Annotated in this window: 23 protein-coding genes; 22 read left to right on the forward strand and 1 reads right to left on the reverse strand. The window is 71.0% G+C overall.

The window, feature by feature from the left end:
* The first annotated feature begins 40 nt into the window (after positions 1-40).
* From ABZ321_RS16745 to ABZ321_RS16785, 9 genes are all read left to right on the forward strand, one after another.
* Positions 41-946, forward strand: a complete 906-nt coding sequence (locus ABZ321_RS16745) for a CoA ester lyase (RefSeq protein ID WP_354891844.1) — start codon at positions 41-43, stop codon at positions 944-946.
* A gap of 93 nt (positions 947-1,039) precedes the next feature.
* Positions 1,040-2,074, forward strand: a complete 1,035-nt coding sequence (locus ABZ321_RS16750) for a hypothetical protein (RefSeq protein WP_354891847.1) — start codon at positions 1,040-1,042, stop codon at positions 2,072-2,074.
* Positions 2,075-2,096: 22 nt separating this feature from the next.
* The gene (locus ABZ321_RS16755) at positions 2,097-3,455 is read left to right on the forward strand and encodes an FAD-binding protein (protein WP_354891850.1); all 1,359 of its coding nucleotides are present in this window, start codon (positions 2,097-2,099) and stop codon (positions 3,453-3,455) included.
* Between the two features lie 133 nt (positions 3,456-3,588).
* On the forward strand, positions 3,589-4,653 hold the full coding sequence (locus tag ABZ321_RS16760) for a class I SAM-dependent methyltransferase (RefSeq protein WP_354891853.1): 1,065 nt from the start codon (positions 3,589-3,591) through the stop codon (positions 4,651-4,653).
* A gap of 9 nt (positions 4,654-4,662) precedes the next feature.
* Positions 4,663-4,914 (forward strand): hypothetical protein, encoded by a 252-nt coding sequence (locus ABZ321_RS16765; protein ID WP_344510760.1) that lies wholly within the window; start codon positions 4,663-4,665, stop codon positions 4,912-4,914.
* 1 nt (position 4,915) lies between these two features.
* Positions 4,916-5,704, forward strand: a complete 789-nt coding sequence (locus tag ABZ321_RS16770) for an SDR family oxidoreductase (protein ID WP_344510758.1) — start codon at positions 4,916-4,918, stop codon at positions 5,702-5,704.
* 40 nt (positions 5,705-5,744) lie between these two features.
* The gene (locus ABZ321_RS16775; protein WP_354891857.1) at positions 5,745-7,112 is read left to right on the forward strand and encodes a RidA family protein; all 1,368 of its coding nucleotides are present in this window, start codon (positions 5,745-5,747) and stop codon (positions 7,110-7,112) included.
* A 13-nt stretch (positions 7,113-7,125) separates the two neighbouring features.
* On the forward strand, positions 7,126-8,877 hold the full coding sequence (locus ABZ321_RS16780; RefSeq protein WP_354891860.1) for a CocE/NonD family hydrolase: 1,752 nt from the start codon (positions 7,126-7,128) through the stop codon (positions 8,875-8,877).
* Positions 8,878-8,882: 5 nt separating this feature from the next.
* Positions 8,883-10,145, forward strand: a complete 1,263-nt coding sequence (locus ABZ321_RS16785) for a helix-turn-helix domain-containing protein (protein ID WP_354891862.1) — start codon at positions 8,883-8,885, stop codon at positions 10,143-10,145.
* On the opposite strand, the gene ABZ321_RS16790 is transcribed toward ABZ321_RS16785, so the two are convergent.
* The gene (locus ABZ321_RS16790; protein WP_354891864.1) at positions 10,120-11,256 is read right to left on the reverse strand and encodes a flavin reductase; all 1,137 of its coding nucleotides are present in this window, start codon (positions 11,254-11,256) and stop codon (positions 10,120-10,122) included. The two genes, ABZ321_RS16785 and ABZ321_RS16790, sit on opposite strands and share 26 nt — an antisense overlap.
* A 118-nt stretch (positions 11,257-11,374) precedes the next feature.
* On the opposite strand from ABZ321_RS16790, the gene ABZ321_RS16795 reads away from it, so the two are divergent.
* From ABZ321_RS16795 to ABZ321_RS16855, 13 genes are all read left to right on the forward strand, one after another.
* The gene (locus ABZ321_RS16795) at positions 11,375-12,475 is read left to right on the forward strand and encodes an LLM class flavin-dependent oxidoreductase (protein ID WP_344510748.1); all 1,101 of its coding nucleotides are present in this window, start codon (positions 11,375-11,377) and stop codon (positions 12,473-12,475) included.
* The gene (locus tag ABZ321_RS16800) at positions 12,468-13,028 is read left to right on the forward strand and encodes a carboxymuconolactone decarboxylase family protein (RefSeq protein WP_354891866.1); all 561 of its coding nucleotides are present in this window, start codon (positions 12,468-12,470) and stop codon (positions 13,026-13,028) included. The genes ABZ321_RS16795 and ABZ321_RS16800 overlap by 8 nt, the downstream gene beginning before the upstream one ends.
* The gene (locus ABZ321_RS16805; RefSeq protein WP_354891868.1) at positions 13,025-13,825 is read left to right on the forward strand and encodes an alpha/beta fold hydrolase; all 801 of its coding nucleotides are present in this window, start codon (positions 13,025-13,027) and stop codon (positions 13,823-13,825) included. Before ABZ321_RS16800 ends, ABZ321_RS16805 begins: the two co-directional genes overlap by 4 nt.
* On the forward strand, positions 13,825-14,775 hold the full coding sequence (locus ABZ321_RS16810) for an NAD(P)-dependent oxidoreductase (RefSeq protein WP_354891870.1): 951 nt from the start codon (positions 13,825-13,827) through the stop codon (positions 14,773-14,775). Before ABZ321_RS16805 ends, ABZ321_RS16810 begins: the two co-directional genes overlap by 1 nt.
* Positions 14,772-15,143: a VOC family protein gene (locus tag ABZ321_RS16815; protein ID WP_344510740.1), complete on the forward strand. Its 372-nt coding sequence runs from the start codon at positions 14,772-14,774 to the stop codon at positions 15,141-15,143. The genes ABZ321_RS16810 and ABZ321_RS16815 overlap by 4 nt, the downstream gene beginning before the upstream one ends.
* A 118-nt stretch (positions 15,144-15,261) precedes the next feature.
* Positions 15,262-16,650: an amidohydrolase family protein gene (locus ABZ321_RS16820; protein WP_354891874.1), complete on the forward strand. Its 1,389-nt coding sequence runs from the start codon at positions 15,262-15,264 to the stop codon at positions 16,648-16,650.
* 52 nt (positions 16,651-16,702) lie between these two features.
* Positions 16,703-18,265, forward strand: a complete 1,563-nt coding sequence (locus ABZ321_RS16825) for a class I adenylate-forming enzyme family protein (RefSeq protein WP_354891877.1) — start codon at positions 16,703-16,705, stop codon at positions 18,263-18,265.
* Entirely contained in the window at positions 18,265-18,945 is a 681-nt protein-coding gene (locus ABZ321_RS16830) for an aspartate/glutamate racemase family protein (RefSeq protein WP_354891880.1), read from the forward strand. Before ABZ321_RS16825 ends, ABZ321_RS16830 begins: the two co-directional genes overlap by 1 nt.
* Before the next feature lie 273 nt (positions 18,946-19,218).
* The gene (locus tag ABZ321_RS16835; RefSeq protein ID WP_344510732.1) at positions 19,219-20,898 is read left to right on the forward strand and encodes an ABC transporter substrate-binding protein; all 1,680 of its coding nucleotides are present in this window, start codon (positions 19,219-19,221) and stop codon (positions 20,896-20,898) included.
* Positions 20,895-21,464, forward strand: a complete 570-nt coding sequence (locus tag ABZ321_RS16840) for a hypothetical protein (RefSeq protein ID WP_344510730.1) — start codon at positions 20,895-20,897, stop codon at positions 21,462-21,464. Before ABZ321_RS16835 ends, ABZ321_RS16840 begins: the two co-directional genes overlap by 4 nt.
* 8 nt (positions 21,465-21,472) lie before the next feature.
* Complete coding sequence (locus ABZ321_RS16845; RefSeq protein ID WP_354891885.1) at positions 21,473-22,192, forward strand: alpha/beta hydrolase; 720 nt, start codon at positions 21,473-21,475, stop codon at positions 22,190-22,192.
* Between the two features lie 58 nt (positions 22,193-22,250).
* Entirely contained in the window at positions 22,251-22,994 is a 744-nt protein-coding gene (locus ABZ321_RS16850) for an alpha/beta fold hydrolase (RefSeq protein WP_354891888.1), read from the forward strand.
* Positions 22,995-23,013: 19 nt separating this feature from the next.
* Positions 23,014-24,048, forward strand: coding sequence for an ABC transporter permease (locus ABZ321_RS16855; RefSeq protein ID WP_344510725.1), 1,035 nt, complete (start codon positions 23,014-23,016; stop codon positions 24,046-24,048).
* The last annotated feature ends 1 nt before the right edge of the window (position 24,049 follow it).

A 24,049-nucleotide genomic window follows, 5' to 3' on the forward strand; every position in this document is an offset into this window, starting at 1 on the left:
AGCCAGCGACAACCGGCCGCCGACGCGAGAGGAGGACGGCGTGGATCCCTTCAAGGCACACAGTCCCGCACCCGAGCTCACCGCACTCTACGTGCCGGCGGACCGTCCGGACCGGCACGACAAGGCACTCGCGACGATCGCCGACGTCGTCATCGTCGACCTGGAGGACGCCGTCGCTCCCAGCCGCAAGGACGCGGCGCGGCGCGAGGTCGTCGACCTGCTGCGGCACCGGTCGTCGGGGTCCGGCACCGCGCGCCTCTGCGTCCGGGTCAACCCGGTGAGCAGTCCGTGGAGCCGGGCCGACCTCGAGGCGCTCGCGGAGGTCCTCGCCGACGTCACCGTGCACTCGATCCGGCTGCCCAAGGTCGAGTCGGCCCAGGACGTCGACGCGGTGCGGGCCTACTTCGAGCGGGACGTGCCGGTGTCTGTCCTCGTCGAGACGGCCGTCGGCGTCGAGCGGCTCGGGCAGATCGCCGCGGCGCACGGGGTGGCGTCGGTCGCGCTGGGCGAGGCGGACCTGCGCTCGGACCTGCGGCTGACCGGGGACGGCGGGCTGGACTGGGTGCGCTCGCGACTCGTCGTCGCCGCCCGCGCCGCCGGGCTGCCGCCGCCGATGATGTCGGTCCATCCCCGGCTGAACGACGACGAAGGTCTGCTCCGGTCCTGCGCGGCCGGGCGTGCCGCCGGGTTTCTCGGGCGTACCGCCGTCCACCCGAGGCAACTGCCGCTCATCGTGGAGGGCTTCGCACCCGAGCCGGCGCAGGTCGAGAAGGCCGAGAGCCTGCTCGCGGCGCTCGCCCGGGGCCAGCAGGTCGCGGCGGGAGTCGTCGTCCTGCCCGACGGTCAGATGGCCGACGCCGCCATGGCCGCGGCAGCCGAGCACGTCGTCGCCGTGCACCAGCGAGTTCAGGTGCTGCGGCAGATGTACAGCGCGGCGCCGGCGTGAGACGGAGCAACAGGTAACTGACAGGTGTCGTGCCGACGGGGCGGCTGCGGTCGGGGAGCACGGCGTTGACGGATAGGAGGCCGCACGATGCGCATGGACGGGTTCCTTCTCGGGCCTGGCCCCGCAGGCCGCTGTGACGACTACCGGGTGGGTGGCGCCGTCGTGCACCGTACCGACGCCGGTTGGCGCATGTGGTACTACTGCCGTGACCGCGCCTACGACCGCCCGGCACCGGGCACGCTGGGGTCCGGGCGGATCGCGTTGGCCACCTCTCCCGACGGCATCGGGTGGGAGAGGTTCGACGGCCCTGAAGAGCTCGGCTCGGTGTTCGCCCCGAGTGATGACCCGACGAGCTTCGACGCCTCGCACGTCGGGCTCACCGACGTCACCTTCGACGGGCGGCTCTGGCACCTGTGGTACTTCGGCGGCGACCTGACCGTACGGGCGAGCCAGACACGGCTCGGGGCGGTCACGGGGCTCGGGATGCGCCCGGGGCACGCGATCAGCCCCGACGGGGTGACCTGGACCCGCGTTCCCGGCCCGGCCACCGGCGGTGCCATTCTCGACTACGACCCGGACCGGCTCTACCGCGCGTGGCCGAACGCCTTCGGTGACGCCGACGGGACGATCTACGTCCAGACGACCTCACCGACCCTGGACCTCGGCGTGTTCCATACGGACACCTTCGTGTCCACCGACGGGGTCGTCCTGACCGGCGTGGGTCCGCTCGTCTGGGCCGACGGCGAGCGGCCCTGGGACTCGCACGGCATTGTGACGCGGCAGGTGCTCGAGAACCCGTTCGGCGTGGGCCGCCGCTGGCTCATGCTGTACACGGGGCTCGACGAGCGCCACGGCCGCTCGGTCGCGACCGCCGACTCCGACGACGGCCGGCACTGGCACCACCAGTCCGACGGCCCGGTGCTGACGGCGGGGGAGCCCGGCGCGTGGGACAGCCTCGGCGCGGCGGCGACCCGGCTGGTCCCGGTCGAGGACCGGCTGCATCTGTACTACTACGGCTTCAGCTCACTCGCCGACGACGACTCCCCCCGAGGGATCGGCCTCGCGATCGCCCACCGCCAGCCGGGGTCGCCGTTCCGACGCGTGACGACCCCCGATGACCAGTACTGACGCGTCCGAAGGAGGAAACGAGATGGCGGACGTCAACCTGCTCGTGGCCGGTGCGGGCGGCGGCATCGTCGCGGCGCTGCGGGCCCAGGAGCTCGGCCTCTCGGTCGCGGTGATCGACGCGAACGAGCACTTCCTGCGGGCGAACAACACGGCGATGTCGACGGCCATGATTCCGGGTGCCGGATCGCTGTTCCAAAATGAGGCGGGAGTCGAGGACTCGCCGGAGATCTTCGCCGAGGATGTCCGGTACAAGACCAAGGGTCGCGCCAACCCGGTCGTCACCGACGCGCTGAGCCGGATCTCGGCCCCGCTCGTCGAGTGGCTGGCCGGCTCGCTCAAGCTGCCACTCGAGCTCGTCACGGATTTCGAGTACCCCGGGCACACGCGGCACCGTTGCCACACCGTGCCGGGACGGCACGGCACGATCCTGCTCGGCATGCTCCACCGGGTCGCCCGGGAGCGGGGGATCGACATCGTCGTCCCCGCGCGGCTCGTCGCGGCCCGGCACCAGGACGACGCCCTCGTCGCCGTCACCGAGGCGCCGGACGGGACGACCGAGGAGATCTCCTGCGACGCCCTCGTCCTCGCGACGAACGGCTTCGGGGCCGACGCGGCGCTCGTCGCCGAGCACATCCCGGAGATCGCCGGCGCCGTCTACCACGGCAGCGAGGCCTCGCGCGGCGACGCGCTGAGCATCGGGCGGACGTTCGGTGCGGCCGTCGACTGCCTCGACGCGTACCAGGGCCACGGGGCGCTCTCGCTCAGCAGCATCCTGGTCGGCTGGGCGACGGTGATGCACGGCGGGTTCATCGTCAACACGAGCGGCGGCCGCTTCGCCGACGAGACCCAGGGCTACTCCGAGTTCGCCGCGCTCGAGCTCACGCAGCCGGACCACCGCGCGTTCATCATCTTCGACCAGCGGATCCACGACGCGTGCCTCGCCTTCGAGGACTTCCGTCAGACGAAGGCGTCCGGGGTGCTGCGCCAGGGCGACTCGGCCGCCGAGCTCGCCGGGCGGCTCAGCCTGCCCGCGGACCGGCTCGAGGCCTCGTTCGCGCAGGCCGCGGCCGGACGCCGCGGCGCGACCGACCCGCACGGGCGCTCCCGATGGGGCGACGCGGACCTCGCCGCTCCGTTCTACGGGGTCGAGGTGCGTCCCGCGCTCTTCCACACCCAGGGCGGGCTCGCTGTCGACGCGGCGGCCCGCGTCCTCGACGCCGCCGGCGAGCCCATCGCGGGGCTCTACGCGGCGGGTGGCGCCGCCGTGGGCATGAGCGGCCGGGGAGCGGACGGCTACCTGGCCGGCAACGGGCTGCTCGCGGCGCTCGGGCTGTCCTTCATCGCGGCCGAGGACGTGGGCCGCCGGCTGGCGGGCCGCTGACCGTGTCGAAGCGGCCGGACGAGTTGTCACAGGCCCTTGTTCGGTGGATACCTAGATCGCTATGGTGCACGTAATGGAACGGCGTTACGCATAGCGGAATTGACGACTGGCTCTCACCTCTGGAGGGATGAACGTGAAGACAGGTCTCAAACAGCGCGGCCGGGCCAACTTCAACCTGCTGGCGGATCTGGCCGCATGGAGCGGCCGGGAGCTCCAGGCCTCGGCCGAGCGGACGCTGGACGAGCGGCTCGAAGGCCAGACCCTTCCCGAGGGTGACCGCGAGCGGCTGCGTCTCGGCTACGAGCTGCTCGACGGCTCCAGATCCTTTGCCTGGGACCGCTTCTACACCCGTCTCATCGCCGAGCGTCAGTTCGTGGCGGGCCTGGAGGCGTACGAGGACGGGGCGGCGGAGATCCGGGCGGAGTACGAGGCGAACGCCGGCAAGGGTGGCGTGCTCGAGCTCAACCCGGACGTCGAGATCCCCGAATACTGGACGACGGAGTTCCACCTCACGCCCGGCGGCTGGGACGGCCACGAGCACATGGGCTTCATCATCCACGACTACGTCTACGACCTGATCTTCGCGACCGGCGGGATCGGCGCCATCAAGCCGGGCAGCCACTTCTCCGACCTGCGCTACGTCACCGCCGTCGAGGGCAACCGCGACCACTACGACAACATCCTCGAGCTCGGCGTCGGGACCGGCCGTTACGCCCTCGCGCTGCAGCACGCCTACCCGAACGCGAAGATCCACGGCGTCGACCTCGGCCCGAGCGAGCTGCTGCACGCCAAGCTCGTCGCCGCGCGCAACGGCTTCGAGTGGAACCTGCGCCAGGCCCAGGCCGAGGCCACCGGCTACGACGCGGACACCTTCGACCTCACCACCGCCTTCATCCTCTTCCACGAGATCCCGGCCCCGGCCGCCAAGGCCGTCGTCAAGGAGGCGTTCCGGGTCACCAAGCCTGGCGGAGAGTTCCTCGTCGCCGACGTCGCGCCCTACCGCGAGCACGAGAGCCTCTTCCGCTCCGTGGTTCTCGACTGGGAGACGGACCACCGCAATGAGCCGTTCTGGCGCGGCGCGCTCCTCACCGACCGGAAGGCGCTGCTCGAGTCCGCCGGATTCGTCGACGTCCAGGAGTACGGCGTGGGCGCGGCCAACTACCCATGGATCACCAAGGGCGTCAAGCCCGCAGCCTGAGAGGAAGCCATGGAAGTTCCTAAGTACTTGGAGAAGGCGACGATCGACGATCTCGCCCGGATGATCGAGGGCCTCGTCGAGGAGTTGTGGGTGACCAAGGACCGGCTGTTCGTCCTTGAGGAGGTCCTCGCCGGCAAGGGCACGCTGTCCGACTCGACCGTCGACGAGCACCTGCCCTCCGAGCGGCTGCAGGCCGTGCTCCGGCGGGAGCGGATGCGCCTCATCCAGCGGGTCCTCGGCGCTCCCCAGATGGACCACTGACATGGCCATCCTCATCGCCCCCGCGCTGCGCTCCTCGCTCGGGCAGGCCCTCGGCCTCGCCGGGCGCACCATCGTCGTCACCGGCGCCAACTCCGGCATCGGGCAGGCCGTGGCCCTCGGCCTCGCCGAGCTCGGCGCCAACGTCCTCGGACTCGCCAGGCGTGAGGAGGGACTGGCCGCGGTCGCCGAGCAGGCCGAGCAGGCCGGCATCTCGTTCGCCTACGCCGTCGCCGACGTCACCGACGAGGCCTCCGTCGAGGCGGCCATGGACCGCGCCGTCGAGACCTTCGGCGGGCTGCACGGCGTCGTCGCGAACGCCGGTATCGCCGTCGTCCAGCCCGCGCTCGAGGTCGGCGCCGACGACTTCCGTTCCGTCGTCGACACGAACCTCAACGGCGTGTTCCTCACGGCCCGCAGCGCGGCCAAGAGGATGACCGGCGGCGGCTCGATCGTCCTGACCAGCTCGAGCTTCGCCCGCCGCGGTTTCCCGGACTGGTCGAGCTACAACGCGAGCAAGGCCGCCGTGTCGATGCTCGCCGAGACCCTCTCCGTCGAGTGGGCGCCGCGCGGTATCCGGGTCAACGCGATCGGCCCGACCGCGACGCTGACGCCGGTCAACGAGGCCCTCTTCGCCGACCCGGACTTCACCGCGGCGGTCGTCGCGGGGATCCCGGCCGGCCGCATCCTCGATGCCCGTGAGCTCATCCTGCCCACCGCGTTCCTGCTCAGCCCCGTCAACGGGATGATCCTCGGCCAGACCCTCATGGTCGACGGCGGCCAGACCCTCTGAAAGCGCCTTCCGAGCAGCACAACCCCTGGAGTCCTCGCCCATGACCCACAACAGCCCCCGCGTCGTCCACGACGTGCCCGACGCGTCCTTTCCTGACTGGTACCCGAGCAGCCCGGTCGTCACCGCCGGCCCGTTCGCATTCACCGCCTCGATGAGCGCCACCGACTTCGACAACGGAGGGCTCGCCGAGGCCGCGCAGGTCGAACCGGGCCTGCCGCTGCACAGCGGCCACCCGGTGAAGAAGCAGGTCCGCGAGGTGTACCGCCGCCTCGACTCCGCGCTCACCGTCGCCGGGTCGAGCCTCGAGCAGGGCGTGTGCATCAACCAGTGGCAGCCGACCTTCCACACCGACGGGCACCTGGAGCCGGGGTGGACGCCGCGATACCAGACCCACTGGGAGGACTGGCGCTTCGTCGCGCACTCGTACATCCAGGGCCGCGACGAGTTCCTCCTGTCCGACCGCCCGGCGAGCTGCCTGCTGCCCGTCGAGCGCCTCGTCGCCACCGACACCCACGTCGAGATCCAGCTCATCTCGTTGCTCGACGGGTCCGGTATCGAGAAGCGCGCCTACGCTCACGACGTCCACAGCCCGCTCGGTGGCTACTCGGTCGGCGTCGAGTCCGGCCCCTACCTGTTCAGCGCGGGCTTCATCCCGACCGACTTCGAGTCCGGCCTGCACCCGAACGCCCGTGTGCCACAGCACATCTGGTACGGCAACCAGGTCGCCGCGGAGACCGACGAGACGTTGCGCCAGATCCGCATCACGATGGAGGCGGCCGGCGGGGACTGGCGTGACGTCGTCAAGGTCGTCATCTACCTCACGCCCGAGGGCGTCCGGCAGCTGCCCGCCATCGACGAGGTCTGGGCCAGGCACTGGCCGACCGAGCCGCCCGCGCGCACCATCGTCCCCGTCTCCGGCATCGGTGGGGTCAAGGGCGGCAACGTCGAGATCTACGTCATCGTCGCGCGTCCCGGGCACGGCGGCGACCGCCACATCATCCGCGCGGACAACGCGCTCGCGCCGATCGGGCACCAGGCCCAGGCCGTGCGCAGCGGCTCCCTGCTGTTCCTGTCCGCGCAGCTCGGACGCACCGCTTCCGGCGCGCCCGGAGGCGCCTTCGCCCGCAGCCTGCCGCACACCCGCCGCCACATCGTCGACCAGGTGCGGCGCATCCACGAGGACGTGGCGGCGATCTGCGAGGCGGCCGGCACCTCGATCGAGAACGCGGTCCGCGCCGACCTGTTCCTGTCCGACCTCGAGGACCTGCCGACCGTCTTCCAGGCCTGGCCCGAGCCCTTCACGAACGGGCTGCCCGCGGCCGGGTTCTACGAGGTCCCACGGGACTTCCAGGAGGTACCGGGCTGCGCCCTCAGTGTCGACCTCATCGTCCACATTCCTGAGCAGTGAGGTTCGCAGGCCCGTGACCGAGACCGCCGCCCGAATCAAGGAGGTCCGCGACGGCATGCGGATCCTGTGGGACGTCACCATCACGATGGACGACGGCCTGCCGCTCGCCGCCGACGTGTTCCTGCCGGAGGAGCCCGGACGCTACCCGGTGCTCCTCAGCTACGGTCCCTACGCCAAGGGGCTGCCCTTCCAGGTGGGCTACCCCACGGCGTGGGAGTCGCTGTCGGGCGACCACCCTGACGTCGCCGCGGGCAGCTCCTGCGCGTACCAGAACTGGGAGGTCGTCGATCCGGAGAAGTGGGTGCCGCACGGTTACGCCATCGTGCGGGTCGACTCCCGGGGCTGCGGCCGCTCGCCCGGCTACATCGACCACTTCTCCGCGCGCGAGACGAAGGACTTCGTCGCGTGCGTCGAGTGGGCGGCGGACCAGCCCTGGTCGACCGGCAAGGTCGGCACCTCGGGCGTGTCCTACTTCGGGATGAACCAGTGGCAGGTCGCGGCGGAACGGCCGCGCGGCCTCGCCGCGGTCTGCATCTGGGAGGGCGCGAGCGACTTCTACCGCGACGCGTCCCACCACGGCGGCATCCTGTCGACGTTCTGGGAGCACTGGTACGACAAGCAGATCAAGGTCGTCCAGTACGGTCTCGGCGACCGCGGCCCGGTCAACCCCATCACCGGCCTCAACGTCTGCGGCGACGAGACGCTCAGCGAGGAGGAGCTCGCCGCGAACCGGTGCGACTTCGGCACGGTCATCCGCTCCCACCCGCTGCTCGACGACTGGCACGGCGAGCGCTCCGGCGTGCTGGAGAACATCGAGGTGCCGTTGCTCAGCGCCGGGAACTGGGGCGGCTCCGGGCTGCACCTGCGCGGCAACGTCGAGGGCTTCCTGCGCGCCGGCAGCGCGCAGAAGTGGCTCGAGATGCACGGCCTGGAGCACTGGACGACCTACTACACGGACTACGGGCGGCAGATCCAGCTCGCGTTCTTCGACCATTTCCTCAAGGGCGTCGACAACGGCTGGGACCGGCGCCCGCCCGTGAGCCTGCTCGTCCGCTCACCCGGCGAAGCCTACGAGGAGCGGGCCGCGTCCGCGTGGCCGCTGCCCGAGACGGCATGGCGGCGTCTCGAGCTCGACCCCGACCTGCTCCAGTTCGTCGAGCAGAACGACGCTGAACCGGGATCCGTCGAGTTCTCCGGTGGCCGGGAGGTCACCTTCCGGCTGCCGGCGACCGACGCGGACCGTGAGATCACCGGCCCGGTCTCGGCGAAGCTGTTCGTGTCCACCGACTCGGACGACGCCGACGTCTTCCTCACCGTGCGGCTGTTCGACCCCGGCGGCAAGGAGGTCACCTTCGCCGGTGCCGTCGACCCCAACGCGCCGATCAGCATGGGATGGCTGCGCCTGAGCCATCGCGAGCTCGACGAGTCCGCCTCCACCCCGTGGCGGCCGATCCACTCCCACTCGCGCACCCTTCCCGTCGAGGCGGGCGAGGTGTACGAGGTCGACGTCGAGGTCTGGCCGACGTGCATCGTCGTCCCCGCCGGCCACACGCTCGCGGTGACCATCGGCGGCCGGGACTACGAGAACCCCGAGCTCGAGGACGCGGTGACGATGTCCAACTTCAAGAACGCCATGAAGGGCTGCGGGCCGTTCCTGCACGACGACCCGGTCGACCGTCCGCAACGGCGGGACGCCGCGCGGGTTCGCGTCCATTGCGGCGGTGACCACCGATCGAGCGTCCTGCTGCCCTTGCAGGAGCGCTGATCGCCGTGTCCGCGGAGTCCGCCTGCCCCCCGCCGCTGCCCGTGTGGCTGCGGGAGGCCCTCAGGTCCGCCGTCTCGGCCGAGCTCATCGCGGAGGTCGTGGCCGTCGACCTCGACGCGGCGTTCGATCACCTGCGCGACGACGAGGAGTTCGTCGCCGCGCTGACCGCGAGCGTCACGGAGAACGTGCGAACCCTGCACCGGGTCGCGATGGGCGAGGTCGAGCTGGACGAGCTCGACCTCGTGCAGCCCCGGCGCCTCGCCGTCGTCCAGGCCCGGCGGCGCGTCGTGCAGGCATCCCTGCACCTGTCCTACCGCGTCGGGTTCCTCACCATGTGGCGGGACTGGGTGGGCCGCCTCGACGCCGTCGAGGCGGACCCTGCCCGCCGCTGCGAGGGCGCCCGCCTGCTCACCGAGCTCGTCATGGCCTACCAGAACGCGGCGCTGGCCCAGGTGGCCCGCGAGCACATGCTCACCGAGGAGAGCCTGCAGCGGTCGCGGGACCACCTCCGCTTCCGCCTCGTCAAGGACCTGCTCAACAGCGACCACGTCCCGGACAAGTTCGAACTGCTCGGACTCGGCTATGACATCGACGCCGACCACATCGCCGTCGCGTTGCGTGCCGATGCCGGCAGCACCGACTGGGTGCGCCGCGCTCAGGCGACCTGTGCCGTGACGGACGTCCTGCACCACACGGAGCCGGACGGCATCCACGTGCGGTTCCTCGCCCGGCGGGCGTGGACCGCCGAGGCGCGGGCGGGGCTGCGCCGGCTGCTCGCCGAGCACGGTGTCGCCGCCGAGGTGAGCGCGCCCGCGCGTGGCCTGGAGGGACTACGCCACGCCTACGGCCAGTTGGGGCGGCTGCGCCGGATTCGAGGGGCGTTCGCCGGGAAGCATCAGCGGTACCAGCTCGCCCGTGACGGGGTCATCGAGTACGCCGACGTCCGTCTCGAGGCGATCTTCCTCGACGACCTGCCCATCGCGGCCCAGCTGGTCGAGGAGGAGCTCGCGACCCTGAGCGGGACCGGCAGCGGGCTCGACGTGCTGCGCGAGACCCTGTGTGTCTGGCTGCGTGAGCGCAACTACGCAGCGACCGCGAGAGCCCTGCACCTGCACGAGAACACCGTGCGCAACCGCGTCCACCGTATCGAGGAGCTGCTCGGTCACGACCTGCAGTCCCGCCATGCCGAGCTCATGCTCGCGCTGCGCCTGCACGACCTGCTCGCCGGCCTGAACGAGACGGCTACACCGATCCGCCGTGCGATGTGAGCAGCTCCCGGGCCCGCTCGGTCGCCAGCGTGGTGTAGAGCCCGATCGCTGCCTTGACCGCCGTCAGGTCACGCCGGCGGTAGCCGCTGACGATCCGCTGGTGGACGTCGACGAACTGCGAGGAGCTCTTCCGGGTCATCCCGAAGCTGTGCGCCATGATCGTCGGCATGGCCAGCGCCTCGTACTGGGCGATGGCGCGCCGGTTGCCCGAGAGCCCGATGAGGAAGCGGTGGAACCGGTCGTTGGCCTCGAGGTAGGCCTCGAAGTCGGTGAACTCGTCGTTGAGGATGAACCGGGACAGCTCGCCGCAGTGCTGGTCGAGGGCGACCAGGTCGTCCTCGGACACGGAGCCGACGGTCAGGTCGGCGACCCCCTGCTCGATGATCGCGCGCGCCTCGAACGCCTCCGCGGCGTCGTCGGCCGTGAAGGGGGCGACCCGATGGCCGTGCCGCGTCGACATGATGAGCCCTTCACGGCGCAGCGTCGACAGCCCGGCGAGGACGGCGGCCGGCTCGACGTCGAGGCGCCGCGCCAGCTTCGGAACGTCGATGTCGTCGTGCCCGTCGATCTCCCGCGCGAGGATCATGTCGCGCAGCCGCTGGTACACCTGGTTGAAGCGGTCGAGCGTGAGCCCGCCGAACCCGCCGCGGAAGTACGTCAGGGGCAGGCCCTCACGCGCCTGGGCATCCCGCGCCCGGCCGATGAAGATGCTGTGGCTGCCCGCCTGCACCGTGTCCGACACCTCGCACTCGATCGAGGCCAGGGCGTCGGTGAGGACGGGATTGCCGAGGACTCCTTCGTGGACGCGCACCCCGGTGAACTTGTCGTCGCTCGGGCGGGCGAACTGCAGTGCGAGCTGTTCCTGGCCCTCGGCGAGGATGTTGAGGCAGAAGGTGCCCGCCTCGGCGACGGTCCGCTCGGTCGGCACCGAACGGTTGACGCAGACCAGGACCATCGGCGGGTCGAGCGACAGTGACGTGAGCGCACTCACCGTCATGCCGGCCCGTGCCTGGACGCCTCGTGACGTGAGGACGGCGACGCCGGTGGCGAAGCGACCGGCGACGTTGCGGAAATGGTCGCGGTCAACGTTTGGCGTCCGAACGACGGTCATGTCCCGAGTCAACCTCCCGCGCCGGCAGCGGGGCAATCACGGCTTCCCACATCCCGGCCCGGTCAGGTTGTGAGAAGCCGTAATTGTTCCGGGGTTGACCAGCGGATTGACTGAGCCGGTGAGACTTGGATACTTCGCGATGCCACTGCACCGCCCCGGACGTCCATGGGCGGAGACGCTCCGCGAGGACCGCGAGGCGGTCATCCTCGCCGATCGGCTCGGATTCCACGACGCCTTCATCGGTGAGCACCTGACGGACACGCTGGAGAACATCACCAACTCGATGCTGTTCCTCGCGACGCTCGTCGGCGACGCTCCCCGGATCAAGCTCGCGACCGGCACGACGAACCTGTCACACCAGCATCCGGCGCTCGTCGCGGCCAACGCGGCGATGTTCGACCACCTGACCGGCGGCCGGCTCATCTTCGGCATCAGCCCCGGGGCGCTGCCGTCGGACGCCGAGGTGCTCGGCATCCTCGACGAGGACCGGGGCGCGATGTTCGCCGACGCCATCGAGGTCATCCTCAAGATCTGGGAGGGTGAGCCGCCCTACGACATCGTGTCCGGGAGCGGGCGCTACAGCGTCTCGACGCGGCGGTCGATGGACCTTCCGCTCGGTGTGGGCGTCCTGCCGAAGCCGCTGCAGAGCCCGCGCCCCGAGGTCGTCGGCACCGTCGTCGCGCCCTTCTCCAAGGGCGTCGTGGAGATGGGCCGCAAGGACTTCCACCCCCTGTCGGCCAACTTCCTGCTGCCGCAGTGGGTGGCCACGCACTGGGGCAAGTACGTCGAGGGCAAGGAGGCCGTAGGGGTCAAGGCGGACACGGCCGACTGGCGGATCGCGCGGACGGTCTTCGTCGCCGACACCGAGCAGGCGGCCCGCGCCTACGGGCGTGACGACCGGAACAGCCCCTACCGGTTCTACTACGAGCAGATGCTGCGCAAGATGACCAAGCTCGGGCGGCTGGGCCTGTTCAAGCGCGACCGCAGTGAGCCGGACGAGGCGATCACCCTTGACCGGGTCCTCGACGACCTCGTCATCTGCGGCACGCCCGAGCAGGTGGCCGAGCAGCTCGTCGCCTTCGAGCAGCAGACCGGACCCTTCGGGGAGCTCGTCTACGCCGGCCTCGACTGGGTCGACGAGGGGCTCGCGCGCCGGTCGATGGAGCTCATGGCGACCGAGGTCATGCCCCTGGTCGAGAGGTACGGCAGCGGTGCGTGACCGGATGCCGCAGTTGCCGGCGACGGCACTGACGCCGGCGCAACAGGAGGCTGTCGCGGCGATCACCGCCGGCCCCCGGGGTGAGCTCTTCGGGCCCTTCGTCCCCCTCCTGCGCAGCCCCGGCGCCATGGTCCGGCTGCAGGAGGTCGGCGCCCACCTCCGGTTCGGGTCCAGCCTGCCCAAGGCGGTGCTCGAGATGGCCGTCCTGCAGGTGGCCCGCGCCCGGAACCAGGTCTTCGAGTGGGGCTACCACTGTCAGCTCGCCCTCGACGCGGGCGTCCCCCGGGAGGTCGTGGAGGACATCGCGGCCGGCCGGGAGCCGGGTCCGCTGGCGGAGCCGCTGGCGACGGGCTACGCGGTCGTCGCCGGCGTCCTCGCCGACAACGACATCCCCGACGAGCTGTACGGCCGGGCGCTCGACGTGCTCGGCGAGGAGGGGCTCATCGACGTCATCGTCTGTGCGGGCTACTACACGACCCTCGCCATGGTGATGAACGCGACCCGGACCGACGCCGGCGCGCTCAGCCCGCCCGTCGAGATGAGCTCGTCGTGAGCGGGGTGGTCGTCCGCGGGCGCGCCCTGCGGGAGAGCCACGGCCCGACCGTCGTGCTGCTGCACCCGCTCGGCGCCGGCGCCGACTTCTGGGAGCGGGCCGCCGACTCGCTCGACGGTCTCGGCGTGTACTCCGTCGACCTTCCGGGGCACGGCGGCTGCCCCGTCCCCGACGCCCCCTACGGCACTGCGGACGTCGCGGCCGCGCTCGCTACGCACCTGCGCGGCCTCGGCCACCAGGGTGTCCACGTCGTGGGGTTGTCCCTCGGCGGCCTCGTCGCCCTCGAGCTCGCGGCGCACGACCCCGGGCTCGTCTCCAGCCTCGTCGTGGCGGCCACCGTGCCGTTCTACCCGGAGGACTGGCGCGAGAGGTGGCGGGTCCGGGCCGCCGACGCCGCACGCCTGGGCGTGACGCCGTTCGTCGAGCCCACGTTGCAGCTGTGGCTCACCCCCGCGGCACTCGCCGCCGACGGTGCCGAGGTCGCCTACGTGAAGCGCGCCCTCGCGGACATCGACCCGCGCGGCTACGCCCTCGCGTGCCTGGCGCTCGCCGATGCCGACGTCACCCCGCGGCTCGGCACGATCACGGCGCCGACCCTGCTCGTCGACGGCGAGCTCGACGCGCCGCTGTTCCACGACGGCGCCGCCCGCCTCGCCCGGTCGATCCCAGGTGCCCGCCGCGCCGTCATCGCCGGGGCACGGCACGCCAGTGCGCTCGAGTTCGCCGAGCCCTTCGCGCGGCTCGTGCGGAACTGGGTGCGACCTGGGAATGACAGCCCGGACGAGGGGAGCCGGTGATGAACGCGACCGGACGGCCACTCGTCGGCTTCGTCGGGCTCGGGGTCATGGGCTCGGCCATGGCGGGCAACGTCCTTGCCCGCGGGGCGTTCGAGGTCCACGGCTACGACATCGACGCAGATCGGCGCCGGGCGTTCGCCGACGCCGGGGGCACGGTGCACGACGACCTCGCCTCGCTCGTCGCCGCCGGCGACCTCGTGCTCACCTCCCTGCCGAGCGCCGCGGCCTTCGATTCCGTCCTCAGTGGACTCGTCGAGGCCGCGCGTCCGGGGACGGTCGTCGTCGAGACGAGCACCCTGGATCTGCGCACCAAGCTCGACGGGGCGGCCCGCCTCGCCCGGGCGGGCGTCGAGATGCTCGACTGCCCGTTGAGCGGAACCGGTGCCCAGGCCCGGGCCGGCGACCTCGTCGCCTACGTGAGCGGCGCACCGGAAGCGGTCGGACGGGCCAGGAGCCTCGTCGAGGCGTTCACGCGCGCCCACTTCGAGCTCGGCAAGGTCGGCAACGGCACCCTGATGAAGCTGGTGGCGAACCATCTCGTCGCGGTGCACAACGTCGCCGCGGCCGAGGCGCTCGGGTTCGCCCAGGACCTCGGCCTCGACCTGTGGCAGGTGCTCGCCGCCGTCGGCGACGGCGCGGGAGGCTCGCGGATGCTCGGTGTCCGCGGCCCCGACATGGTGCGGGGGCGCTACGAGCCGGCGAGCATCCGCATGGACGTCTTCGCCAAGGACCTCGAGATCATCGGGGCGGCCGCGGCCGAGGCGGGCACCGTGACGCCCCTGTTCGACGCCGCCCGGGCCATCTACCGCGACGGCCTGTCGGACGGCCTCGTCGCCAGCGACACGGCCGTCGTGTTCGAAGTGCTTCGTGGGCACCCTCGCCCACGCGACCCGGCGCCCAGCGGGCGACGGGTATCGGAATCGGTCGACAACGGAAGGGAACACGCATGATCACCGGAATCCGCGGTGTGAACATCAAGGTTCGTGACCAGGATCGGTCGGCGAATTTCTGGACCGAGCAGGTCGGCCTGGAGGTCGTCAGCGACGTCGTCATGCCCGACTTCGCCCCACGTCGCTGGTTGGAGACGGCCCCCGCGTCGCGCAACTCAATGATGATCCTGCACTGGCCGGTCTTCGACGAGGTGGAGTTCTACTCGGGCATCACCTTCACCTGCGACGACATCCACCAGACCTACGAGGAGCTCAAGGCCAAGGGCGTCGAGTTCGTCTCCGAGCCGTTCCTGGCCGGCTTCGGCTGGTGGGCGACCTTCAAGGACCCCGACGGCAACGTGTTCGTCCTGCGGCAGGAAAAGGGCTGAGCGCAGCCATCGTCGCGCGCCCGCCGCGGGCGGGCGCGCATCAGCGACAACGAAAACTCACGACGGGGCCGGAAGGCGGTTGACGATGGTGGAACGTTCGGTCATTTTCCCTCGCTGGGTGTACCTCAGTGGCGGTGAGGTGCGCACGGGTGCGGCGGTGGTCGTCGAGGGCGACAGGATCGCCCAGATCCTGCCGGCCGACCAGGCCGAGGGCATCGACGCCCGGCGGATCGAGCTGACCGACAAGGTCCTGCTGCCGGGGCTGGTCAACATGCACACCCACGCGGGTGCCGGCCCCGTCGGCCGGGCCGTGTCGGAGGACTACGAGCTGCCGACGGGCATGCCGTTCTACGTGCCGCTGTCGCGGCTGTGGCGGCACGCCTACCGTGACGAGCTGCGGGAGCAGTTCCGCGCGGTCATCGAGTGGGACGTCCTCGGCATGATGCGGACCGGGACGACGACGATCCTCAACCATGCGTCGACCGACATCGAGGGCTACCTGCACATCGCCGATCGCGTCGGGGTGCGGACCTTCGCCGGTCCGACGATCCCGCTCGACGTCACCGCCCGCCTGGGCCAGCTCTCCGGCGGGCGGGAGGACCGCAAGCAGACCACCTCGGAGGAGGTCCAGCTGGCCGAGCTCGAGGAGCTCGAGCGGATGTTCGGGGAGTGGGACGGTGCGGCGGGCGGGCGGATCACGATGGTCCTCGGGCCGGCCGCTGTGCACACCGACGAGTTCAGCGTGCTGGCCGGGGTCGGCGTGGCGGCGAAGCGGCTCGACTGCCTCGTCACGACCCACCTGTGTCAGGCGCCGAGCGAGCTCGCCGCGACGCAGGAGCGCTTCGGCACGACCCCGCTGCGGGTCCTGCAGCGGGCCGAGCTGGCCAACGAGCGGCTCATCGCCGCGCACGGCACGTACCTGCCGGACGGGGACCGCCAGCTCGCAGCCGACTCCGGGATCACCATCGTCCACTGCGCCTCGCGCAAGGCGAAGGAGGCCGTCATCTCGCCGTCGGTGTCCTTCCAGGACTCGGGCATCTCCATCGCGCTCGGCACCGACGGCTTCAACTGCGACATGGTCGAGGAGCTGAAGTTCGCCGCGATGCTCGGCAAGATCGCCGTCGCCCAGTCGCACCGGCCGACCGCCGCCGAGGTCCTCGACCTCGCGACGAGCCGCGCCGCCTCGATCCTGCGCCGGCCCGACCTCGGCGTCATCAAGGAGGGCGCGCGGGCCGACCTCATCGGCGTCGCCATCACCGACCCGTCGATCGCCCCGGCGCTCGACGTCCTCCAGTCGCTCGTCTACTACGGCAACGGGCGTGACGTCCAGTTCGAGATGGTCGACGGCCGGGTCCTCATCCAGGACGGCGCCTTCCTCCACGTCGACCTCGACGGCGTCCGCGCCCGTGCGGAGGCGGCCCTCACGTCGATCTGGGAGTCGGCGATCGACGCGGGCGTCATCGCCGAGGTCCTCCCGAGCATCAACCGCACGCGGCCGTTCGCCTAGCCCGTCGGCCCGGGCCTTTCCGATCACACTCAGCACATCCAGGAGGCGATCCATGACCGATCTGCTCCTCAAGGTCAGACAGAACATCAATCTGCTGTCCGGCAGCCCCGCCATCGTCGGCGACGTGACGACCGCGTCGCGCCGCACCCTGACGTGGGGAGAGCTCGGGACACGTCTCGACGGTCTCGTAGGCGGCTTTCGGGAGCGGGGCCGCAAGCCCGGCGACCGCATCGGCATCGCCCACTACCAGGGCACGTTCGGCCTCGAGCTCTATCTCGCCGCGCAGGCGGCGGGCCTGCAGCCGGTGCTGCTCGGCATCACGCTGAACAACCACCTCGACGCCGCCGCGCGCGCCCTCGATCTCAAGGAGCTGTTCACCGGCCCGGAGCTGCTGGAGGCGGCCCGGCGGGCGATGGGTTCGGCGCCTGTCTGGTTCACCGAGCCCGGCACCGACACCTACGACGAGGTCGCGCGGCAGGACGGCGACACCGAGTGGGTCGGCCTCCGGGCGCCCGACACAGTGTCCGGGATCCAGTACTCGACGGGCACGACGGGCGTGCCCAAGGGGATGGTCCGCTCCGTCGGGGCGGACTACTGGGACGCCGTCAACCGCTCACTGTGCATGCGGCTGCGGCATTCGGAGCGGTGGCTCGCCGCCAGCCCGACGAACATCAACGTCTCCGTCGGTGCCCTGCGGGGCATGACGCTCATGGGTGGCACGACGATCGCCCTCGACGACGTCTCCATCGCCTCGATCGAGCGCAACAGCCAGGACGGCGTCACCGTCCTGCCGCTGCAGGCGCCCGCCTGGCGGGCGATGCTCGACTCCGGCGCGGCCGAGCGCCTGCTCGACAAGGGCCTGCGGGTCCTCGTCGCGACGGGCCAGCGGACGCCGCGCGCGACGCTGCGCCGCCTCGGCGAGCTCGCCGCGGGACGGGGCGAGGTCGTCAACAGTTACGGCCTCACCGAGACCAGCACGCTCGCGATCCTCACGTCCTCGATGCCGGAGTACGGTGACTCGTCCTCCGTCGGGCGTCCCGCACCGCTGAGCACCGTCGACATCGCGCCCCGGCAGGACGCTCGCGGCGACACGCGCGGCGCCGGGGAGGTCCGGGCGAGCGGCCCGGGCATCTCGCCCGGCTACGTTCTGGCGTCCGAGCTCCACCAGACGGCCACGTCCAACGTCGGCGCGGCGGTCGACGGGTGGTTCTACACCGGTGATGTCGGTCGCTGGGACGAGCGGGGCAACCTGCAGATCCTCGGTCGCTGGAAGGACGCCTTCGTCCTCAACGGCGCGTACGTCTACCCGTATGAGATCGAGGGGATCCTCGGTGAGATCCCCGGGGTGCTCGACTCCGTCGTGATCGGCCTGCGGACGGACGGGCAGTCCGCCGGCGGCGAGCTTCCCGCGGATTACATGGCCGTCGTCGTCCACTTCAAGGGCGATGTCGCCGAGCAGCGGGCCGCCATCGGGGCCGCCGTCGCCGAGTTCCCGGCCGCGCTGACGCGGCTGTTGCTCATCGACGAGATGCCCCGCAACTCGAGCGCCAAGATCAACCGGGCCGAGGTCGCCGGCCTCGTCGTCGCGGGCGTCCCGTCGGCCCTGGAGCTGTGATGGAAGGCGTCGAAGCGGTGCCGCTGCGCATCTGCATGATCTCGCCGATCCACCTCTCCGAGCCGGTCACCGCGGCCCGGGCGGAGCGGCTGCGCGAGCTCGGCGGGACGGACCTCGACGTGGATCTCGTCGGTCTGCCTCCCGAGGCGCCGGTCGGTCTCGACCGGCCGGAGGACATCGAGGCCGCGACGGCGCACATCACCGCCGTCGCGGCGGGTCTGGACCCGGCGCGCTACGACGTCGTCGTGCCGGACTGCGTCCTCGACCCCGGCGTGGAGGCCGGCGCCGACTGTGAAATTCCTGTCCTCGGCCTGCTCCGCCTCATCGCCTCGGGTCTGTACGGGCTCGGCAGGCCGTTCTCGGCGGTGACCCGCAACGAGACGATCGCGGCCGAGCTCGAGGCGCGACTGCGCGGCTACGGCCTTGCCGAGGGCTTCAGAGGGACCGACATCCTCAACCTCGGAGTTGAAAAGGTGTTCCACGGAGAGGAATGGTCGAACTCCTTGGACCGGGTCGTGCGCGAGCGCGCCCGGGCCGGCGTCACCATCGTCCTCAACGGGTGCAGCGCTGTCGCGACCGGGCCTTCGCCCTGGTCCGGCAGCTGGGTGGTCGATCCCACCACATACGCGTTTGACCTCATTCGAGCCCGCCTGCACAACGGGGTGCGGCCGGCCGGCTGAGGCCCGAACGGGCCGCCTCGGGAGGTGTCGACGGCACCTCCCGAGGGGGTGGCCGCTGCCCTTCAAGCCATGGTCTTGACGGCCGTTGACATCGCTTCGGCGGCTTCATAATCTCATCTAGAGGAAAACAGTTCCGACAGATGAAACACGAGCGGTCGATCCCCCGCCCGGCGGACCGGAACACCATTCCCGCGACCGGCTCTCGCAGTCCTTTTGAGACACCACCTTCCTTCCCGGCTGCTGAACCGGGCCATCTCCTCATCGGAGGACAGAATGAACGACTTCCCCCCGGCTCGGCTCAGCCGAAGGAGCGCGTTGCTCCTCGGGCTGTCCGGCGCCGCATCCCTCGCCCTCGCCGCTTGCGGCAGTGTCGACGACGCCGCGTCCGGCGCCGGTGACGACATCAAGGCGCTCTCGCCCGACGGTGCGCCGGGCGACACGCCCCCGGCCGGCGTGAAGCTGGCCGCGACCCAGAACGCGACCATCGCCGTGTCGAACCTGCCCTCGTCCATCGACCCGATGGTCGTCGTCAGCGGTGGCGCCCGGCGATTCGACATCTACGAATCGCTCATCGACACCCACCCCAGCACCGGCGAGCCCCGCCCGTTCCTCGCGACGGAGTGGAAGCAGGTCGACCCCAAGACCTGGCAGTTCACCCTGCGTCAGGGCGTCAAGTTCCATGACGGCACGCCGATGACGGCCGAGGACGTCGTCTTCAGCTTCCAGCGGGCCGCGACCCAGGGCTACGGCATCGCCACGCACTTCTCGACGATGGCGAGCGCGCGCATCGTCGACGACAAGACCGTCGAACTGGTCACCAAGACCCCGGACGTGCTCATCCTCAAGCGCCTCGCTCAGGTCGCCATCCTGCCGAAGAAGTACTACGAAGGCCTCGGGACGGACCAGAAGGCGCGTGATGCCGCGTTCGCCAAGGCTCCGATCGGCACCGGCCCCTACAAGTTCGAGTCGTACGCCTCGGACAAGGCGGTCGTGAAGAAGGCCGGCGACACGACGTGGCGCAAGCCGACCCTCGAGAAGATCACCTTCCTGCAGGTCACCGACGCCGGCACTCAGCTGAACTCGCTCCTCGCCGGGGACGTGCACTACATCAACATCCAGCCGCTCAACAACCTGCCGACGCTCAAGAACGCGGGCGCGACGCTCGTCCAGCTGACCAAGGGCAACGACCTCGGTGCCTTCATGGACTCCGTCGACAACAAGGGCAAGCCCAAGACCGGCCCGATGGGTGACAAGCGGGTCCGCCAGGCGATCCAGTACGCGCTCAACAAGGAAGAGCTCGTCAAGTCCGTCCTGCAGGACCGCACCGTCGCCGACGACGGCCAGCTCATCGGCAAGGGCCTGCCGGGCTACACGGAAACCGTGAAGGACTACCCGTACGACGTCGCGAAGGCCAAGGCCATGCTCGACGAGGCGGGCTACCCCGTGAAGGCCGACGGCACGCGCTTCACCATCACGATGGCCTCCGCCTTCGCGGGCACGGGCTCGGTGCGCCGTCTCATCGGCGAGTGGATGCAGTCGTCGATCAGCAAGCTCGGCATCAAGGTCGAGTTCACCGCGCTGACCGACACCGCGCTGCAGCTCGAGTACTTCTACAACACCAAGCAGCGTCCCGACATCTACCACTTCGGTCTGTTCACGCGCCCCTACATGGACGCCGCGCGGGCCTACAGCCGGTTCGTCTCCGACAGCGGCTCGTTCCACATGAACAACCCCGAGTTCGACAAGCTCTACAAGGAGCAGCTCGGTGAGCAGGACCCGGCCAAGCGTCAGGCGATCCTCGCCAAGGTGACCGAGATCTTCCACGAGGAGTCCTGCTTCCTGTTCGCCTGCGCCGACGTCTGGGTGGACGCCGCGGCGAAGAACCTCAAGGGCCTGGTCCAGTGCGACGTCCAGACCGAGCAGTACTACGACCGGCTCTACATCACCGCATGACCTCGATGCCTTCCGGCGGGTCGTCGGCGCTGTTCACCGCGGTCCCCGAGTCCACACAGGACCCGGAGACGATGGAGGCCTACGAGAAGTCCCGCGAGCTGTTCGGGCACGTCTCCGAGCTGTTCTCCATCCTCGCGAACGCGCCGACGGCCCTGTCGGGCTGGATCGACCTGCTCCGCCGGCTGCGCCGTGAGCTCGCGGTCGCACCGCGGCTCACGGAGCCGGCGATCATCACCGTCGCGCGGCTGCACGGCAACGGGCGGGTGGCCGCGTCGCACGAGCGGCTGGCCGCCGCTGCCGGGGTGGACGCACAGGTGCTCCGCGCGGCGGCCTCCGGCGAGACGGATCGGCTCGACGCCGACGAGCGCCTCGCCTGCGACCTCGCCGCGGCGGTCGTCGGCGGTGGGGCCCCGGAGCCGCTCGTGCGGGAGTGCCAGTCGCGCCTCGGGGTCAGGGAGACGGCCGAACTCATCATCCTCACCTCGTTCTACTGCATGGTCTGTCGCGTCAACGCCTCGATGCAGGTCTACGTCGACCTGCCGCCGGCGCAACCGGCCGGGCACTGACGAGCGCCGTGTCCGCTGTACTCGCGTACGACCAGTACCCCGGAGAGGGGCCGCTCGCGGTACTGCTCCACGGCTGGGCCTGCGCCGGAGAGGACCTGCGGCCGCTCGCCCTCGAGCTCGCGGGCCGGCACGACGTCGTCGTCCCCGGGCTGCCGGGCCACCCGCGCACGGGGGCGGCGCTCGGTCCGGCCTACGGGGTCGAGGCGATGGCGCGGTGCGTGCTCGACCTCGTGCGCGCACTGGACCGCGGGCCGGCCCTCCTCGTCGGCCACAGCCTCGGTGGCGCCGTCGCGCTCGCCGCGGCCCGGCTCGAACCGGCGCTCGTCACCCGTGTCGTCACCGTGGAGACGTCGTGGGCCTGGGCCGAAGCATCCATAGTGCCCATCGATCTCACTGATGCGGAACGCCGTTCCAAAAGCGTGAACATGAAGCGGGAACAACTGGGTCTGTCCGCGGTGACCGGACAGCTCGACCCGTCGGCCATGGCCGAGGCGCTGTCCTCGGTGCTGGAGTGGTCCAGGGAGCCCTCCCGAGACTCGTCGCTGCACGCCCTCGGCATCTTCGGCGACCCCGGATGGGCGGCAGTGAGCAGCTCAGGAGTGCCTGGCACCTGGGAGGGTGGCGTCCGGCGCGCCCATCTGGCGGGCTGTGGGCACTGGCCGCACGTCGAGCGTCCGGCCGCGGTGGCCCGGCTGATCGCGGCGACCGGGGGCGACGAAAAGCATTGACCGCCCAGTAGCTCTGGATTACGTTGTGCGGAACGCCGTTCCGACTGATGGAGGTGCCGTGAATCGCCTGAGGGTCGTGCTCGTCCACGGCGCCGGCCGCGGAGCCTGGTGCTGGCAGCGCCTGACCCCGCTGCTCGACGCGGCGGGGGTGGAGTGGGAAGCGCCGACGCTGACCGGACTCGCGGACCGCGCGCACCTGCTCGGTCCCGAGGTCGGCCTGCAGACGCACGTCGACGACGTCCGCGCCGTCGTGGCCCGGCAGGCTCCGGCCGCGGTATGTCTCGTCGGCCACAGCTACGGCGCGGTCGTCGTCGCGGGCGTCGTCGGGGCCAGGGCCGAGCATGTCGCGCGGGTCGTCCTCCTCGACGGTCCCGTCGTCGAGGACGGCGAGAGCGGGGCGGACGTGCACCCGAAGGGCGCCGCGATCCGGGCCCGGGCGAGGCGGCACGGAGACACCGACATCATCCCCATCGCCGGCGGGCCCGACGACCGGCTCTCCCCGGCGGACAACGCCTGGATCGCCGGCAGCGTCACCCCTCAGCCCCTGCGGTGCGTGACCGACCCGGTCCGCCTGCCCGGCGGATGGCCGCTCGACCTGCCCAAGGACTACGTCCTGTGCGGCCGGCCAGGGGAGTCCCCGGACCGTCCGTACCTCTCCCGTGTCCGGTCCGGCGAGGGGTGGTCCACGCATGTCGTCGACAGCCCTCACGACGTGATGATCGCGCGGCCGGACTGGCTCGCGGAGCTGCTCGTCCGTCTGTCCGTGAACCCCATCGACGACTCCCGACGCCCGTGCCCGTAGCGACGGAAAGGCTGATCGCATGACTCTGAACGTCGCGCCCACGGGCACCGCCCCCGCGACGACCCGTGGCGGTGACCGGGCCCCTCAGGCCCCTGTCTGGTCCCGGCTCCTCTCGCATGGCGTCGTCCGCTTCGCGGTGCGCAGTGTCGTGCGGCTCGTCCTGGTCGCCGTCGGCGTCCTCACGCTCCTGTTCGTCCTGCTCCGGATCGCCGGTGACCCGGCGAAGGCCCTCGCCGGGCAGGACGCGACACCTGCCGACCTCGCGCGGATCCGCACCGGCCTCGGGCTCGACCGGCCGATCATGACGCAGTACTGGGAGTTCGTCTCCCGGGCGTTCCTGTTCGACTTCGGCGACTCGTACCGGCTCAACAGCGACGCGATGGCGGAAGTGCTGCACCGGCTGCCCGCCACCCTCGGCCTCATTCTGGCCGCGCTCGCGCTCGCGCCGCTCATCGGCATACCGCTCGGCATGATCGCCGCGCTCGCCCGCAGCCGGATCTACGACAAGCTGATGGACGTCATCGTCGTGGGCGGCCAGGCCATCCCCGTCTTCGCCGTCGCGGTCCTGCTCGTCTACCTGTTCGGCGTCCAGCTGCGCTGGGTGCCCACACTGGCGACGGCCGGCTTCGCCTCGGACCCACGGGCGATAATCCTGCCGATCCTCGTCCTCGCCATCCACCCCATCTCCCGCATCCTCGAGGTGACCCGGGCGGGCCTGGCCGACAGCATGCAGGAAGACTTCGTCCGCACCGCGCTGTCCAAGGGCGTCCCGCCCGCCCGGCTCGTGACCCGTCATGCGATCCGACCGGTGCTCAACAGCCTCATCACCGTCCTCGGCGTCGACTTCGCCGGGATGCTCTCCGGAGGCGTCGTCGTCGAGTTCATCTTCGTCTGGCCCGGTCTCGGACACGTGCTCATCTCCGGCGTCTCCAACCGCGACTACCCCGTCGTCGGCGCGGCGACCTTCGTCGCGGCCGTCCTCGTCGTGCTCGTCAACCTCGTCATCGACATCGCCTACCGCCAGCTCGACCCGCGGATCCGAAAGGGGCGCTGAC

The sequence above is a fragment of the Dactylosporangium sp. NPDC006015 genome (assembly GCF_040614215.1).
Classification (GTDB): domain Bacteria; phylum Actinomycetota; class Actinomycetes; order Mycobacteriales; family Micromonosporaceae; genus Dactylosporangium; species Dactylosporangium maewongense.